This window comes from Paraburkholderia sp. JHI2823 (assembly GCF_038900695.1).
In the GTDB taxonomy this organism is placed as follows: domain Bacteria; phylum Pseudomonadota; class Gammaproteobacteria; order Burkholderiales; family Burkholderiaceae; genus Paraburkholderia; species Paraburkholderia mimosarum.
This window is the reverse complement of record NZ_JAYMRY010000001.1, coordinates 416,480-431,619: the sequence shown is the minus strand read 5'-3', so window position 1 is coordinate 431,619 and position 15,140 is coordinate 416,480. Positions and strand designations below refer to the sequence as shown.

At 66.1% G+C, this 15,140-nt stretch carries 15 protein-coding genes and 1 riboswitch; of the genes, 5 read left to right on the top strand and 10 right to left on the bottom strand.

The features are described 5' to 3' along the window. Nucleotides 1-101 precede the first annotated feature (101 nt). Entirely contained in the window at nt 102-650 is a 549-nt protein-coding gene (locus VSR34_RS02070) for a hypothetical protein (protein ID WP_342961740.1), read from the top strand. A 104-nt stretch (nt 651-754) separates the two neighbouring features. Here VSR34_RS02070 and VSR34_RS02065 read toward each other — a convergent pair whose 3' ends face one another. Together VSR34_RS02065 and VSR34_RS02060 are read right to left on the bottom strand one after the other, a co-directional pair. Next, on the bottom strand, nt 755-2,056 hold the full coding sequence (locus tag VSR34_RS02065) for a DUF3443 domain-containing protein (protein ID WP_342961739.1): 1,302 nt from the start codon (nt 2,054-2,056) through the stop codon (nt 755-757). Continuing rightward, complete coding sequence (locus VSR34_RS02060; protein ID WP_342961738.1) at nt 2,053-2,523, bottom strand: DUF2844 domain-containing protein; 471 nt, start codon at nt 2,521-2,523, stop codon at nt 2,053-2,055. Before VSR34_RS02060 ends, VSR34_RS02065 begins: the two co-directional genes overlap by 4 nt. Nucleotides 2,524-2,896: 373 nt before the next feature. Between VSR34_RS02060 and bamC the strand changes: the two genes are divergently transcribed. Further along, complete coding sequence (gene bamC, locus VSR34_RS02055) at nt 2,897-4,141, top strand: outer membrane protein assembly factor BamC (protein WP_342961737.1); 1,245 nt, start codon at nt 2,897-2,899, stop codon at nt 4,139-4,141. 97 nt (nt 4,142-4,238) lie between these two features. On the opposite strand, the gene VSR34_RS02050 is transcribed toward bamC, so the two are convergent. The 5 genes from VSR34_RS02050 to VSR34_RS02030 all read right to left on the bottom strand — a co-directional run bounded on the left by VSR34_RS02050 (nt 4,239) and on the right by VSR34_RS02030 (nt 9,951). After that, nucleotides 4,239-5,837 (bottom strand): L-lactate permease, encoded by a 1,599-nt coding sequence (locus VSR34_RS02050; protein WP_028210123.1) that lies wholly within the window; start codon nt 5,835-5,837, stop codon nt 4,239-4,241. A gap of 233 nt (nt 5,838-6,070) precedes the next feature. Next, nucleotides 6,071-6,547 carry a hypothetical protein gene (locus VSR34_RS02045; RefSeq protein WP_051381355.1) on the bottom strand — a complete coding sequence of 159 codons (477 nt, stop codon included), beginning with the start codon at nt 6,545-6,547 and terminating at the stop codon, nt 6,071-6,073. Between the two features lie 337 nt (nt 6,548-6,884). After that, nucleotides 6,885-7,106, bottom strand: coding sequence for a glycine zipper 2TM domain-containing protein (locus tag VSR34_RS02040; protein WP_036017885.1), 222 nt, complete (start codon nt 7,104-7,106; stop codon nt 6,885-6,887). 190 nt (nt 7,107-7,296) lie between these two features. Next, nucleotides 7,297-9,228, bottom strand: coding sequence for a phosphomethylpyrimidine synthase ThiC (thiC, locus tag VSR34_RS02035; protein ID WP_342961736.1), 1,932 nt, complete (start codon nt 9,226-9,228; stop codon nt 7,297-7,299). A 99-nt stretch (nt 9,229-9,327) separates the two neighbouring features. Further along, nucleotides 9,328-9,457, bottom strand: a riboswitch (TPP riboswitch). Between the two features lie 86 nt (nt 9,458-9,543). Continuing rightward, nucleotides 9,544-9,951, bottom strand: a complete 408-nt coding sequence (locus tag VSR34_RS02030; protein WP_028210119.1) for a GreA/GreB family elongation factor — start codon at nt 9,949-9,951, stop codon at nt 9,544-9,546. 704 nt (nt 9,952-10,655) lie between these two features. Here VSR34_RS02030 and VSR34_RS02025 point away from each other — a divergent pair. Continuing rightward, on the top strand, nt 10,656-11,609 hold the full coding sequence (locus VSR34_RS02025; protein ID WP_081715837.1) for an EamA family transporter: 954 nt from the start codon (nt 10,656-10,658) through the stop codon (nt 11,607-11,609). Between the two features lie 224 nt (nt 11,610-11,833). Here the strand turns inward: VSR34_RS02025 and VSR34_RS02020 are convergent, their stop codons facing one another. Beyond that, the gene (locus VSR34_RS02020) at nt 11,834-11,971 is read right to left on the bottom strand and encodes an entericidin A/B family lipoprotein (protein ID WP_028210117.1); all 138 of its coding nucleotides are present in this window, start codon (nt 11,969-11,971) and stop codon (nt 11,834-11,836) included. A gap of 184 nt (nt 11,972-12,155) precedes the next feature. Here VSR34_RS02020 and VSR34_RS02015 point away from each other — a divergent pair, with 184 nt between their 5' ends. Beyond that, nucleotides 12,156-12,317: a DUF1328 family protein gene (locus VSR34_RS02015; RefSeq protein ID WP_028210116.1), complete on the top strand. Its 162-nt coding sequence runs from the start codon at nt 12,156-12,158 to the stop codon at nt 12,315-12,317. A gap of 29 nt (nt 12,318-12,346) precedes the next feature. Further along, nucleotides 12,347-12,913 (top strand): ferritin-like domain-containing protein, encoded by a 567-nt coding sequence (locus tag VSR34_RS02010; protein WP_028210115.1) that lies wholly within the window; start codon nt 12,347-12,349, stop codon nt 12,911-12,913. Nucleotides 12,914-12,916: 3 nt separating this feature from the next. Here the strand turns inward: VSR34_RS02010 and VSR34_RS02005 are convergent, their stop codons facing one another. After that, a complete protein-coding gene (locus VSR34_RS02005; RefSeq protein ID WP_342961735.1) occupies nt 12,917-14,131 on the bottom strand; it encodes an MFS transporter in 1,215 nt (404 codons plus the stop codon). Nucleotides 14,132-14,293: 162 nt separating this feature from the next. Next, a complete protein-coding gene (locus VSR34_RS02000; protein WP_342961734.1) occupies nt 14,294-15,121 on the bottom strand; it encodes a phosphodiesterase in 828 nt (275 codons plus the stop codon). Nucleotides 15,122-15,140 lie beyond the last annotated feature (19 nt).

Here is a 15,140-nt window from a genome sequence, read left to right as displayed (position 1 = left end):
TCCGGTTGTGCACGGGCGCGAGGGCGAACGGGGGGCTCGAGCGCCGTAAGGGATTCCCCTGACCTACGCTACAATTGCCGCAGCCTGAAAACGGAAGAGCGATGAACAAACGTAACGCATGCTTCGCCGGCCTCGCGGCCGCGATCACGCTGCTCGCGGGATGCGCGGCGCAGTACCGCAACACCAGCGCCTGCGAAGAGGAGATGCGCAACCGGCTCGCCGCTACGGCCTTCGGCGGGCTGAAGGTCACGCATAGCGCGACGACCTGGCGCGGCGCGCGCGTCGTGGTCGAAGGGCAGGTCGATCATGGGGCCGCGTCCGACGCCGCGGTTTCGGCGCAAGCGTCATCGCCCACGGCGGCGAGTGCGCCGCACGCGACGACGGCCACCGCACCGGTCGCACAGGCCGCGGCGTTGCCCGGCACGATGTCCGTTCCGACGGCGCCCGGCGCAACGGCGGGCGCTGGCGTGGAGGACAAACCGACCACGCCGGTCGCGGCACTTGCCGCAAAACTCGGCATCAAGAAAGCCCCGGTCACGCCAACGGCTGCGGAGTGCACGTTCAACGAAACCGGCCTGGCGACGTTCCGCTGGCTCGCCCCCGCGCCGCTCGCGAAGACCACGCCGGACGCGAACGCCGAAAGCGACTGAGGCGAACCGCCGTGCCGTTACACCAAGGCCTCGCAAGAGGCCTTCGTCATTTCTGACTCGCCCGTGACTCGCGTGTCACGGCAATCTCGTCGCTGAGGCCGCGCTCAGAACGCGAAGTACGGCCCATTGCCCGCAGGCGTGGCCTGCGCCTCGATCGCCGTGAACACACGCCGCCCGAAGAAGAATGGCAGTCCCCAGTCGAACGCATAGGCGTTGTAGCCCGCGAGATTGCTGAACGCCCAGTTGCCGGTGGCGAGAAGCGTTGCCGGACCCGTCACCGAGAGAGCCACGGAAGCACTCACGCCATCGAGTCCGGTGATCGTGGCGGCGAGGCTGACAGGAGAACTCGGGCAATACCAGATGCCACAGCGCGCCATGGTCGAGCTGTTGAAGTACAGCGCATTCGAGCCCGTGTCGAGATAGCTCTGCGAGTAGACGGTGCCATCCGACGTCGTCGTCTTCACATAGCCGGTGTTCGCGTTTGCGTGCAGCACGGTCGCGCTGCCGAGCGTGTTGTTCGCCTGCGTGCCGATGCCGAAGATCAGCGACCCGCTAACCGTAGACGACCCGTCGGCGGCCACGTCGGGCAGCGCGATGACCACGCCGTTGTTGTCGGCGGCAAAGCCCGCGACCGGGTTGCCGACCTGCTGCGCGAGCGGTTGCACGCTCGCCGTGCAGCCGCTCGCGGGACACGCGTAGTACCACGCGGATTGTGATGTGTTCACGCAGGAGACGCCGCAATCCTCGCTGAACGGTCCGATGCCGAGAATGCCGTTCGCGTGCAGCGTGGCGGCGCTATTCATCGCGAGGCCGAGCCCGGAGCAACCGGAGGGCACGGCGGGCACCGCCGGGTCCGCGATGAGCTGGATCGGCAGCGAGGCGGCGACCTCGCCCGCGAGCTTCACGTCGGCGCGCCGTACGGCGCCCCACGTGTAGCCCGTGCCGAATACCGAACATTCGCCAGCGATGTCGGCACCCGCGCCAGCCGTCACTGCGGGCAGCGCGAAGCCCGCTGGCAGCGCCGAGGCGAGCAGGCGCAAGCCCTGCGATCCCGTGTCGACTTGCACGTTGTCGACGGTTGCGCAGGTCGCGGTGCCCGGCACGCAGACCGTGACGCTCGCCATCAGCATGTTGCGCGTCGAGGTGGGCGTGGGGCCGACCGTCACGGCAAGGACGTTCGGCGTGGCCGATTGCGGCACCGTGCCGCTCGGGTTGCCCGTGCTGGCGAGCGACGGCGTGCTCGCCTTGGGTGTCGCGCTCGCTGATGCCGTTGCATTGCCCGACGCAGTGCCGGAGCCGCCGCCGCCACAGGCGGCCAGCAGCGCGCAGAGCGCAAAGCCGGCGACTCCGGCGCCCAGCCGGGCGCGGGCGAGACAGGAAAGCCGCGGGTGGGGGAGGTCGCTCATTGCAAATCTCCCTCGCCGATGCCGACGGGTAGCGCGGCGGGTAGCCACGCGCGTCCTGCGTACGCGCGCATGTGGCCGCCCGTCTCGACTACGACCTGCGAGCCGTCGACACGCGCAGCGTGCAGGTCGTCGCCGCCGGCCGCGTGCAGCGCAGCGGCCGCGCTGCGCCAGTCGGGTGCATAGCGGCCGAGCAGTATTTCCAGGTTGGGCTGCGCGGGCCCTTGCCACGTGTACGCGAACACCGTCCCGGTGCCGCCGGCGACATATTCGCTGACGCTCGTGCCGCTCGCGTCGACATAACTGACAACGCGAGCGGCGCCGCCCGAAACGGCGCGTGTGACGGCGCCGGCAGGCATTGCCGCGATGTCGCCGAGCGCGGCGTATGCGGTGGTGGCGATGCCGAGGCTACCGAGCGCGCAGGAGAAGGCCGCGGCGCGGCCCGCCTGGGCGAAGCTGTAAGTTTTCATGACGCTCTCCGGTCCTGCTTTGTGTGAACTTCTTTTTTGAGATTTCGAAGCGAAATTAGCACCGGGGTCGTTTTCGCAAGAGGTGCGCGCTGTCATGGCGGCCGAGCGCAACGTCGCGTTCAGTCGCGGTTCGCCGCTAGTTCATTGAAATAAAAGGGAAATGCAGGCGAGACAAGGGCGGGATTGCCTCGGCTCAAATGTGGAGAAATGTTACGGGTCGACAGTTCGGGCGATGCGGACGCCCACGACGGAGGTCGTCACGCGAGGACATGAAGTCCCTCCGCAGTTTTTGCACAGCGGGCCGCCTGGCCGGTAAAATGTTTGGTTGATCCACGCAAACTGGCCGTGGCGTAGCCGAAGGGATTACCCGAACATGAGTGATTTTCATCAACGTCTTGCCGCACGCGCGCTGGCGCTTCTGATGGCGGGCGGGCTGGTCGCCGGCTGCAGCTCGCCGACGCCAGGCAAGATCGATTACCGTAGTGACGCCAAGGCGAAGCAGTCGTCGCTCGCCGTGCCGCCGAACATGCTCGACGAAGCGTCCGACCAGCGCTCGCTGGCGCCGCAAGGTGGCGAGACCTCGCTGTCCTCGCTCAAGCAGACCCAGGCCGCCGCGCCGCAGTCCGACCAGACCCAGGTGGTTCCGCAGGTGCCGGGCATGCACATCCAGCGCGACGGCACGGAAAGCTGGCTCGTCATCGACAGCCGCACGCCCGACCAGGTGTGGGCGCAGGTGCGCCGCTTCTGGCAGGAGCAAGGTTTCCTGCTCGTGGTCGACCAGCGCGACAAGGGCGTGATGGAAACGGACTGGAACGAAACCCATCCGAAGATCAGCGACGGTCTCATCCGCAACACGCTTTCGTGGGCCACGGGGAACTCGTACGTGACCGCTGAGCGCAACAAGTACCGCACGCGCCTCGAAACGTCGCCCAGTGGCGGCACGTATGTGTTCATCAGCCAGAAGGGGCTGAGCGAGCAGCTCTCGGGTACCAACAACGAGACGAGCAAGTGGGTGCCGAAGCCCAACGATCCTGCGCTCGAAGCGGAGTACCTCAAGCGCCTCATGATGACGCTCGCGAACGCAAAGCCGGGCGTGCCCGACGCGCAGGTCGCAGCCGAAGCCGACGCCAAGGCGAACAGCAAGGGCACCGCCGCGAAGTCGAAGGGCGGGGACGCCGCCGCAGCAGCCGTCGCCGCGCAGAATGTCGCGGCCGTGGGCGGGCAGTCGGGCAGCGGTGCGTCAAAGGGTGATGCGCAGGGCACGTCCGGCCAGTACAGCTCAACTGAGCTCACGCTGGGCGAGCCGTACGATCGCGCGTGGGTGCGCGTGGGCATCGCGCTCGACCGCGCCAATTTCACCGTGGACGACCGCGACCGCACGAAGGGCATCTACTACGTGCGTTATGTCGACCCGAAGGACTTGAGTTCGGACGAGCAGGGCTTCTGGAACCAGGTCTTCCACGGTCGCAAGGAGAAGGTTGCCAAGCAGTACAAGCTCAACGTGCGCGCCGTGACCGACAACCAGACGCGCGTGGCAATCGTGGACGACAACGGGCAGATTGATTCCTCGCGCCCTGCGCAGGAAATCATGAGCCTCGTGGTCGACGAACTCCACTAAACCTCGCACAGGCCGGCGCCCGCTGGCTGACGAAAAAACCCGCCTGCGCCTGGCCGCGCAGGCGGGTTTTTTCATGCGTGCGCCGACGGGCGGCGGCTCAGTGCGGAATCATCCACGTCAGCACGTTCTGCTGCAGCCACACGAGGACGCCGAGCAGCACCGTCAACAGGATGGAGTGCTTGAAGGTCTTCGCGAATACGTGGCCTTCCTTGCCCTTGAGATCGGTGGTGGCAACGCCCGTTGCGATGTTCTGCGGCGAGATCATCTTGCCCATCACGCCGCCCGAGGAGTTGGTCGCCGCCATGAGAATGGGGTTGAGGTTGAGCTGCTTGGCGGCCACCACCTGCAGGTTGCCGAACAGCGCATTGCCCGAAGTGTCGCTACCCGAGAGGAACACCGCGACCCAGCCGAGGAAGGCTGAAACCAGCGGAAAGAACGCGCCGACCGAAGCGACGGCGAGGCCCAGCGTATAGGTGAGCCCCGAGTAGTTCATGAGGAACGCGAGCCCGACGATGGTCGCGACGGTCAGGATGGCGATGCGCGTCTGCACCCACGTATCGACGATTGCGCCGCCGAAGTCCGCGGGCTTCAGGCGCACGACGAACGCCGTGATGATCGCCGCAACGAGAATGGCCGTGCCGGTGGCGAGCGGCTGGAAGTCCCAGATTGCGCCGTACGGCGTGTTGTAGAGCGTGATGTAGACGGCCTTGTCGAGACCGGGCCACGGCACCTTCACCTCGCCGATCGTGAAGACCTTCGCGACCGTCCAGATGATCACGACGGCCGCGACGATGATCCACGGATACCAGCCTTGCGCACCCGACACCGCGCCGCGCGCTTCGTTGGCGCGATCGACCTTGATGGCGAAGTGAGGATCCGTCACGGGTTTCCATACGCGCAGGAAAAGGATGGTGAGGATCAGCGAGACGAGCGACGAGAGCACGTCGGTGAGGCTGTAATTGATGAAGTTGGCCGTGATGAACTGCGTGATGGCGAAGCTGCCGCCCGACACCAGCAGCACGGGCCAGACGCGCAGCATGCCGCCCACGCCCGCGTAGATCCCAATCACATAAAACGGCAGCAGCAGCGCAAAGAACGGCAGCTGGCGGCCGACCATCTGGCCGAGCAGGTCGGAGGGCAGGTGCGTGACCGCGCCCAGCACGGTAATCGGCACGCCGAGCGCGCCGAACGCCACCGGCGCCGTATTGAAGATGAGCGTGAACGTGAGGGCTTCGAGTGCCGGGAAGCCAAGCATGATGAGCAGCGAACTCGTGATGGCGATCGGCGTGCCGAAGCCGGAAATGCCTTCGAACAGCGCGCCGAACGAAAAGCCGACCACGACCAGCACGATGCGCCGGTCGTTGGGCAGATTGTCGAGCAGCCACATGCGAAAGGCCGCGAAGCGGCCCGAGCGCAGCGCGATGTTGTACAGCAGGATCGCCGTGACGACGATCCACATGACCGGCCAAAGCGCGAACACCACACCCGCGAGCACCGAACTGATCGCGAGGTTGATGGGGAACTGCCAGCCCGCGATCGCAACGATCAGACCGACCACGAGGCCCGCCAACGAGGCCTGCCATGCGGGCCGCCGCGCCCAGCCGAGCAGGGCGAGCACCGTGACGATAGGCAGCACGGCCACGAGGAATGAGAACAACAGCGAATTGCCGATAGGGGTCAACAGCTGATGGAACATCACGTCTCCTTGGTTGTGATTCGTTGTCGGCGCAGCAGGTGCGTGCGCCGGGGCGCGTCGTCGGCTGTGGAGTGCAATGGCTGATGGGACGGCTGAGTTAAGGCGATGCTTCAATCCCAGCGGGCATACTTGGAGGATAGGTAGCGAGTCACGGGCGTCAAGGAGGGAAAGTACGGTCTGGCACCGTTTTATGCTGGATCCCGCGTTGGAGCTGCGAGGATCGCTGGAGCCCGTCAGTGGTGCCCGTGCCTGCCGCCGCCGCCGCCGCTCCAGTAGCCGAAGCCGAACGAAACGGCCGGCACACCCCAGCCCCAGCCGTACGCCGGCCATGGGTAGTACGCCGGATACGCAGCGGGATACGCAGGGTACGGAGGATAAGCGGCGGGGTACGCGGGCCACGCAGGCACGGCCAACGCGACGGGCGGCGAAGAATAGAGTGGGCCCGGATACTGGGCGTCCGGCACGGCGGCCGGCGCCGGATTAGGCGCAGTTTGCGTGACCATGGCCTCCTGCTGGGCGCTCGCTATAGGCACGGTGCCGTAGTAGTAGGGTCCGTAGGCGTAGGGGGGATAGTAGTAGCAGCCGGAAAGCGCGAGGAGCGCTGCCGCAGCGGCGCCGAGCTTTGGCGCAGGGCGCAGCGTTCGCGCGGAGCGCTCATTGCGGACCGATGAGGGTGCGGCGGCAATCAGGAACACGGACGAGTGTTTCATGGCGAGCTCCGCAAGAGGGCGAACCGCAGCGCGGGTTATCGCCTTCTGGCCCGGGCCGTTCGACCGTTCGAGCTTACGCCGGGCGCGCGCGCCGTGTGTTACGGCGGGGCGGTGACCCGTTCACCGAATGTTTCAGGGCGTGCTGCGTCCCAACTTGCGAGGACCCAAAAGAAACGCGGTGCAGACCTCTGAGGGTCTGCACCGCGCGTCCTTCCCTGTTGCACGCCTTGAACGGCGTGCTGCCTGTCGCGTCGTTTCTGTTCTGTGCCGTCGCTTCGATCGTGCCGCTATTCAGGTAGCCGCATCGTCGACGCGTGACGGCACGTGCGTCCGCGAATTACTTGCCCACCTGATTCCCAATAATGCCGCCAACTGCCGCGCCGCCCACCGTGGAGAGCGCATTGCCGCCGATGGCCGCACCCGCGGCGCCGCCCACGCCCGCGCCGATCACGGTATCGCGGTCGCGTCTCGACATGTTGTCGCAAGCTCCCAGGCTGCCGAGCACGGCGACGAGGGTCGTCACCGTGACTAAACTGCGTGCACGTTTGAGCGTTTTCATTTTTCGACTCCCACGCAAAGCGATGTGGAATGCGCGGTGCGGCACGGGCATCGCGCGCACGCCGCACCTCCGATACGTTCATCGTAGGCACGCGACCCGTATCCGGGTGTGTGCGCTTGTCAGCGAGTTGTGGGAGTCGTTAGAAAATGTTTCGGCGGACGGCGCGCGTCCGCCGGAACACCGTCCGCGCTTACTGGCGCTGATAGATCTCGGCGCCTTGCTTGATGAACTCGACGGCCTTCACTTCCATGCCTTTCTTCAGGGCCTCGTCGTCGCTCACACCTTGCTTTGCAGCGAAGTCGCGCACGTCCTGCGTGATCTTCATCGAGCAGAAGTGCGGGCCGCACATCGAGCAGAAGTGCGCGACCTTGGCCGAGTCCTTGGGCAGCGTTTCGTCGTGGAACTCGCGCGCCTTGTCCGGATCGAGGCCGAGGTTGAACTGGTCTTCCCAGCGGAACTCGAAGCGCGCCTTCGACAACGCGTTGTCGCGCACCTGTGCCCCCGCATGGCCTTTCGCCAGGTCGGCCGCGTGCGCCGCGAGCTTGTACGTGATGATGCCTTCCTTCACGTCGTCCTTGTTCGGCAGACCCAGATGTTCCTTCGGCGTCACATAGCAAAGCATGGCCGTGCCGAACCAGCCGATCATCGCCGCGCCAATGCCCGAGGTGATGTGGTCGTAGCCCGGCGCGATGTCCGTGGTGAGCGGCCCGAGCGTGTAGAAGGGTGCTTCGTCGCACCATTCCAGCTGCAGGTCCATGTTTTCCTTGATGAGTTGCATCGGCACGTGACCCGGGCCTTCGATCATCACCTGCACGTCGTGCTTCCACGCGATCTGCGTGAGTTCGCCCAGCGTCTTGAGCTCGCCGAGTTGCGCTTCGTCGTTGGCGTCGTAGATCGAGCCGGGACGCAGGCCGTCGCCGAGCGAGAAGCTCACGTCGTAGGCCTTCATGATTTCGCAGATCTCTTCGAAATGCTCGTAAATGAAGGATTCCTTATGATGAGCGAGGCACCACTTGGCCATGATCGACCCGCCGCGCGAGACGATGCCCGTCATGCGGTTCGCGGTCAGCGGCACGTACTGGAGGCGCACGCCCGCATGGATCGTGAAGTAGTCCACGCCTTGCTCGGCCTGTTCGATGAGCGTATCGCGGAACATCTCCCACGTGAGGTCTTCGGCCTTGCCGTTGACCTTTTCGAGCGCCTGATAGATCGGCACCGTGCCGATCGGCACCGGCGAGTTGCGGATGATCCACTCGCGCGTTTCGTGAATGTGCTTGCCGGTCGAGAGATCCATGACCGTGTCGCCGCCCCAGCGGATCGCCCACGTCATCTTGTCGACCTCTTCGCCGATCGACGATGTCACCGCCGAATTGCCGATGTTCGCGTTGATCTTCACGAGGAAGTTGCGGCCGATGATCATCGGCTCGCTTTCCGGGTGGTTGATGTTCGCGGGGATGATCGCGCGGCCGCGCGCGACTTCTTCGCGCACGAATTCGGGCGTGATTTCCTTGAGCGCGTTGGCGCCGAAGGCCGCGGCGCCGAACGCCTGGCCCCCATGCTGGCGGCCCATCATCGCCGCGAGCTTCGCGCCGTTCGGGCCGCTCGCCTTGAGGCTTTCCAGATACTCCGCGCGGCGCTGGTTTTCGCGAATCGCGATGTATTCCATCTCCGGCGTGATGATGCCCTGGCGCGCGTAGTGCATCTGCGTGACGTTCTTGCCGGCTTTCGCGCGGCGCGGCGTGCGGTGCAGGCCCGGAAAGCGCAGTTCCGCCGTCGCGGGGTCGGCGGCGCGCTCGCGGCCGTATTCGGAGGAGAGGCCCGGCAGCGCTTCGGTGTCGCCGCGCTTTTCGATCCAGTTCTGGCGCAGTGCCGGCAGGCCCGCGCGAATATCGATCTTCGCTTCGGGGTCGGTGTACGGACCCGAGGTGTCGTAGACGTAGATCGGCGGGTTCTTTTCACCGCCGAAACCCGTCGGGGTATCGGACTGGCTGATTTCGCGCATCGGTACGCGGATGTCGGGCTGCGAACCCGTCACGTAGATCTTGCGGGAATTGGGCAGCGGCGCGATCGCGGCTTCGTCGACGTGCGCGTTGGCGGAAATGAACTTCGGATTCGCGTTCATGCGTCTCTCTCCAGGGAAAGCCAAGTGGGAACAACGGCTTAGCAGGAGTTGAGACGGAACGTGGACGGACTTCGCTGTGATGAGGTGAGGCGTTGAGCGATGCGAAGTCCGGACGCTTCCCTGCGCTGGCATTATCCAGATCAGGTTCAAAGGGTATTTCTCACCCGCGAAATACGCTGCACGACTTCCGTTCGATGCGGCGCATGACGCAGGACCCCCGCGTAAGCAAGGCCAAACGATACACCGCGCTGCGACGATCTGGCAAGTGCCTTCTCGCCCGAGTTGTGCCAGGCGAGGCGTGCCGCGCGCCGAACTTTACAGCGTGAAATCGTTCGAGGCCTCGGGTTGAAACAGGATGCGCTCGATCTTCAGCGTTTCCACGGCGCCGCCTGGCGTCGTGAAGTGAACGGTGTTGCCGCGCTTCGCGCCGAGCAGCGCAAGGCCTGCGGGCGAGAACACGTTGAGGCGGCCGGCGTCGACGTTGGCGTCATGCGGATAAACGACGGTGTAAGTGAGCGTTTCGCCGCTGCGCTCGTTCACGAGCGTCACCTGCGAATTCATCGTGACGACATTGGCGGCGACGTCGCGCGCTTCCACGATCACGGCGTGTTCGAGGACGTCGTCGAGCATGGTTTGGCGGGCAGTCGCGGCGCCGGGCTCGGCGGCGCATTTTTCGAGGCGCGCGACATCGAGTTCGGTCAGGTAGCGGATTTTCTTCGTCATGGATGTTCTCCTTGCGAATCAGAAAGCGTTGTCGGGTCGGGAGGGCTGGCGCTCGACACTGAGCAGTGGAGCGCACTGGGCACCTCCGTGGCACGGCCGGGGCACTGTGGGGCGCAACGGTTCGGCCCGGAGCCCGCCCGAACGGCTCCGGTGCGGCAAAGGAGGCAAGTTCAGTACAGGCGCCGGGCGGCGGTGAGCGGGGCGCGTGAAGGCGCGCGGGCGCGCAGAGGCAGGCAGACGGCAGCTTTCATGCGCGCCGCGCGGCCGTGCGCCGGCGCCATGCGCTGGGTGCGCGGCAGCGGGGCGAACAGGTAGCGCGAAACGGGCGGCCGCATGGTGAGCGATGACTTGCCAGATGGCTGAAAGTTAATCGAAAGATTTGAGCATCGTAGCACGATCTCGCTAACGTGACCCCGCAGGCGTTCGAATCCAAGGTCTCTGGGATGCGTCCCTTGTCTCGTGGCGCGGTCTGTCAACATCGGTGCGCATAAAGCGTACCGAAAGCATCCACGGCCCCAGACCTTGTTGCATAATGCGGGTCGCCCGTCTCGGGTGTCTTTCGTACTCCGTTTTTTTGCGTCCTTGCGCACCTGCCCCATGCCGTCGAGTTTCATCCGTCCCGCCGCTTTTATGCCGGGGCGCCCGCGGTCCTTTCCTTCACGCGCCGCGGCGATATGACGATGCCCCCGCGTGTGCCTTCGCGCATGTCTTTCCGTTCGTTCCTCGAAGCGGCTTCCCTTGCCGCGGCGGCGTCATGGCGTCTCGTGCGCCGTGTGCGGCTGCCACAATCGCGCGGCGGGCGCGTCGCGCTCTCGCTTGCCGTCGTCTACTTCGTCTGGGGCTCGACGTATCTCGGCGTGAAAGTCGCGCTCGATGCGTTCCCGCCGCTCCTGCTTTCCGGTCTGCGCAACCTGCTCGCCGGGGTGGGTCTCTTCGTCTTCGCGATGCGCCGACGACCCGTCATGCCGACGCTGATCGAAGTGCGCAACGCGGGCGTGGTGGGCACGCTGCTCGTAGGGCTGTCGAGCGGCATGCTCGCCTACGGCATGCGGACCGTGGGCACCGGCACGGCGGCCGTGATGGTCGCCACGGTTCCGCTCTTCGCGACAGTGATTTCGGCCGTCACCGGGCGGCGCGTTGCGAAGGCCGAGTGGGCGGCGGTCGCGCTCGGCCTCGTGGGCATCGCGATCCTGAGCCATGGCGGCGGCGCCTCGGGCTCGGCGGGCGGCAGTCTCGCCATTCTGTGCGGCGCCCTTTTCTGGGCGATCGGCGCCCATCTGGCGGGGCATCTCGCGTTGCCCTCCGATCTCTTTCTCGCCACGGCGCTGCAGATCGGACTGGGCGGCGCCATGTCGACGGCGGTCGCGTTGATCAGCGGCGAACGCATGGCGGAGCTTCATGTCCTGCCGCTCGTTGCGTTCCTCTATCTGCTCCTGATCGGCACGATGGCAGCGTATGTCGCCTACGGCTACCTGATCCGGCACACCAGCCCCCTCGTCGCGAGCAGCTGCATGTACGTGAATCCGGTCGTCGCCGTCGCCCTCGGCGCGCTGTTGCTCGGCGAGGCGGTCACGGGCGGCACCATCGTCGCGACCGTGCTGATTCTCGGCAGCGTGGGGTTGTCGTTCCTGTTCGACGACCGCCGCCGCACTTCCTGAGCGCTCACGCGCCACCCGTCACCGCGCGCCGCTATCGTCGCGCGCACCCGCAATCCGCTCACGCGACACGCGACGCACGCGGCATCGCGCCGTGCAATTTATGCAGGCGCGGCCGCCAACGCATCGCGTTGATCCGGCATGCACGCGGGCATCTGCGCACGCTCCGAAGACTCGTGGCACCCGCAATGGGTGGTCATGCCGGTGGCTTTACCGTTCACCGGTGACTATTTCGCCTTTTCCGCCGAGTTCGTGAGGGCGTGACCGCCTGCGGATACATCCTCGCCGGCGCCCGCCATCGTGTTGCAGGCCGCGAGCGCTGCCATCGAAGCGGTAATCAGAAAGAGGGCAATCATGCGTTTCATGAGGAAGTCCTCCACGGTGCCAAAGGAGACGACTGTCAAGCATCGCGCGTGCCCGGTCATGTGTGCGGCTTGCGCGCGCGGCCGGGTCCGGTGTTTGCTCAAGCGCAGGCGCACGCGCGACACAGCGCAGCATATCCGCCCGAGAGAATGACGACGGATGATCAAGGGATGAGGAGGACTACCCATGCTTCATTACGCCATCGTGTTTTTCATCATTGCGATCATCGCAGCCGTCTTCGGCTTCACGGGCATTGCAGCGGGCGCGGCTGAGATCGCCAGGATCCTGTTCTACATTTTCCTCGTGGTCTTCGTGGTCACGCTGCTGCTGGGCGTCATGCGTGGATAGCGCGCGTCCCATGTAAAACCCATTCATGCATGTCATCCAGCAAGGAGATTCAGATGTCGAAGACACAGGCTACGTTCGAGTTCGACCTCAAGCGCGTGCGTAACGAGGCGCGCAGCAATCTCGACCAGGGGCCGGTCACGCCGGACTACCCCGCGAACCGCGAGACCGTGCTCAAGCTGCTCAACGATGCGCTCGCGACGGAACTCGTGTGCGTGCTGCGCTACAAGCGGCACCATTTCATGGCGAAGGGTATCGAGTCCGAGTCGGTGGCTGCTGAGTTTCTCCAGCATGCGAACGAGGAGCAGCAGCACGCCGACATGCTTGCCGCGCGCATCGTGCAGCTAGGCGGCGAGCCCGACTTCTCGCCGGCGACGCTGCTCGGACGATCGCACTCGGAATACAAGGAAGGCACCGACCTCAGAGACATGATCCGCGAGAACCTCATCGCGGAGCGCATCGCGATAGAAAGCTATCGCGCGATCATCCACTATCTCGGCCATGACGACACCACGACGCGGCGCATCTTCGAGGAGATCCTCGCAACAGAGGAGGAGCACGCCGACGACATGACCGATTTGCTCTATGCACGCAAGTAGCGCTCACGACGAAGCCTGTGCGCCTTCGGCTGCGCGCGGGCGCGTTGCATAGTGAATCCAGCCCGCGAGCGCGGTGAATGCGAGACCGGCCCCGCACACGCCGATCCAGCCGAACGCGCGCCAGGCGCTCACGCCCACGGCGGCGCCCGTTGCGCCGCCGATGAAGTAGCACACCATGAAGACGGTGTTCACGCGGCTGCGCGCTTCGGGCCGCAACGCGTAGATGCGCGACTGGTTCGAGATCTGCGCGGCCTGCACGCCGACGTCGAGGACGATCACGCCGATCACGAGGCCGATCAGGCTCTTGCCCGAGAGCGCGAAGATGACGAACGCGACGGCCATCAGCGCGATCGACAGCGTGATGACCGCGCGCGGCCCGCGCTTGTCGGCGGAGCGGCCCGCGACCGGCGCGGCCAGCGCGCCCGCCGCGCCGACGATGCCGAACAGCCCCGCCGCCTGCGGCCCGAGATGGAAGGGCTTGCCCGCGAGCAGCAGCGTGAGCACGGGCCAGAAGAGACTGAACGCGGCGAACAGGCATGCACCCGTCGCGGACGCTTCGCGTAAGCCCGGTAACTCGAGCACGAGATGCCACATCGAGCCGAGCAGCTTGCCGTAGCCGAGCGTCGAAGTCGGCTGGCTCTTCGGCAGTTTCTTCACGATCACGACCGCGAGCGCCAGCAGCGCGACGATCGACGCCCCGAACACCGCGCGCCAGCCGAAGTACTGACCGACAAAGCCCGCCGCGGTGCGCGCGAGCAGGATGCCGAGCAGGAGGCCGCTCATGACGGTGCCCACCGCGCGGCCACGCACTTCGGGCGGCGCGAGCTCCGCCGAGAACGGCACGGCCTGCTGCGCGATCGTGGCGAGTATGCCGATCGCGAGGCTTGCGCCGACCAGCACGGCGAGCGAGGGCGCGGTGGCGGCTACGAGCAGGGCGACGCACAAGCCGGCCGTCTGCAGCAGGATGATGCGTTTGCGGTCGAAGCGGTCGCCCAGCGGCGCGAGCAGCAGCATGCCGGCCGCGTAGCCGAGCTGGGTGCCCGCAGGCACGGCGCCGATCCATGCCGCGCCGGCCGGGAAGCTCTTGCGGAAATCGTCGAGCAGCGGCTGGTTGAAGTAGATGTTCGCCACCGTCACGCCCGCGATGATCGCGAGCAGGAGCAGCAGGCCGGACAGCGACCGGCTTTCGTCGGCGGCTGCGGATTCGGGTGTGGACATGTGCGCAATGCGGGCGGCGCCCGTCGATACGAAAGGCTGGCTTCGAGCGTGCCGATCATACCGGAGCGCGCGCAATCGCGCTGGCGCGCGGTGTGCGTGCCGGTGCGCCTGCGCGGGCGCATTCGCCGGCAGGCACATTCAGCCGCGCAGTCAGTCGCTTAGTCAGTCGATCAATTCGCCGGAAGGTTCGTAGAACGGGTACGGGCCGTCGAATGTATCGACATACCCGTGGTGCGTCACGATCCCGCGCTGCGGCTCGTAACGATGCAGTGCGAAGGCGGGTGGCTCGAGCGTGAAGGTCGAGGGCGCATCGGGCGCAAGGTCGAGCGTGACCTGATGCGCGGGCGCGGGCACGGCCGCGGCGATCGTGCCGCCGAAGCGCACGAACATGGGACGGTGCACGTGACCGCACAGCACGCGCTCGACGTTGGGATGCCGGGCGATGAGCGCTTCGAGCGCTCGCGCCGCGGTCGCATCGAGCCGCATCGCATCCATGTGGCCGATGCCGCAATCGAACGGCGGGTGGTGCAACGCGACGACCACGGGCTGGCCGCGCGCGGCGTCGAGTTGCTCGGCGAGCCACGCGAGCCGCGTTTCGCAGAGCGTGCCCGCGCTTTGCCCAGGCTGCATCGAGTCGAGCGCGATCACGCGCAGCGGGCCCACGTTCGCCGCGTACTGAACGAACTCGCCGCCTTGGCGCAGTTCCGGCCGCTCGGCAAACACTTCGCGCAGCGGCCCACGCGCATCATGGTTGCCGATCAGCAGCCAGTACGGAATCTCGAGCCTCTCGAGCAGCGTCTTGAGGTGCTGGTATTCCTCGACCGAGCCGCGATCGACCAGGTCGCCGGTCATGAGCACGGCGTCCGGGCGCGGCGTGAGCGCGTTCAGCCGCGCGATGGTGCGCGCGAGACTCGCCGCCGTATCGACGCGGCGATAGGCGAGCGCGCCAGGCGGCTTGATGTGCAGGTCGCTGATCTGGGCGAGCAGCATGGGAGTCCTCGACTTGAAA

Excerpts from the sequence above, each read along its gene's own strand:
- VSR34_RS02045 (WP_051381355.1), bottom strand. The coding sequence starts at position 6,547 with ATGAAACACTCGTCCGTGTTCCTGATTGCCGCCGCACCCTCATCGGTC.
- bamC (WP_342961737.1), top strand. The coding sequence starts at position 2,897 with ATGAGTGATTTTCATCAACGTCTTGCCGCACGCGCGCTGGCGCTTCTG.
- VSR34_RS02000 (WP_342961734.1), bottom strand. The coding sequence starts at position 15,121 with ATGCTGCTCGCCCAGATCAGCGACCTGCACATCAAGCCGCCTGGCGCG.
- VSR34_RS02005 (WP_342961735.1), bottom strand. The coding sequence starts at position 14,131 with ATGTCCACACCCGAATCCGCAGCCGCCGACGAAAGCCGGTCGCTGTCC.
- VSR34_RS02010 (WP_028210115.1), top strand. The coding sequence starts at position 12,347 with ATGTCATCCAGCAAGGAGATTCAGATGTCGAAGACACAGGCTACGTTC.
- VSR34_RS02020 (WP_028210117.1), bottom strand. The coding sequence starts at position 11,971 with ATGAAACGCATGATTGCCCTCTTTCTGATTACCGCTTCGATGGCAGCG.
- VSR34_RS02070 (WP_342961740.1), top strand. The coding sequence starts at position 102 with ATGAACAAACGTAACGCATGCTTCGCCGGCCTCGCGGCCGCGATCACG.
- VSR34_RS02040 (WP_036017885.1), bottom strand. The coding sequence starts at position 7,106 with ATGAAAACGCTCAAACGTGCACGCAGTTTAGTCACGGTGACGACCCTC.
- VSR34_RS02025 (WP_081715837.1), top strand. The coding sequence starts at position 10,656 with ATGTCTTTCCGTTCGTTCCTCGAAGCGGCTTCCCTTGCCGCGGCGGCG.
- VSR34_RS02030 (WP_028210119.1), bottom strand. The coding sequence starts at position 9,951 with ATGACGAAGAAAATCCGCTACCTGACCGAACTCGATGTCGCGCGCCTC.
- VSR34_RS02050 (WP_028210123.1), bottom strand. The coding sequence starts at position 5,837 with ATGTTCCATCAGCTGTTGACCCCTATCGGCAATTCGCTGTTGTTCTCA.
- thiC (WP_342961736.1), bottom strand. The coding sequence starts at position 9,228 with ATGAACGCGAATCCGAAGTTCATTTCCGCCAACGCGCACGTCGACGAA.
- VSR34_RS02065 (WP_342961739.1), bottom strand. The coding sequence starts at position 2,056 with ATGAGCGACCTCCCCCACCCGCGGCTTTCCTGTCTCGCCCGCGCCCGG.
- VSR34_RS02015 (WP_028210116.1), top strand. The coding sequence starts at position 12,156 with ATGCTTCATTACGCCATCGTGTTTTTCATCATTGCGATCATCGCAGCC.
- VSR34_RS02060 (WP_342961738.1), bottom strand. The coding sequence starts at position 2,523 with ATGAAAACTTACAGCTTCGCCCAGGCGGGCCGCGCCGCGGCCTTCTCC.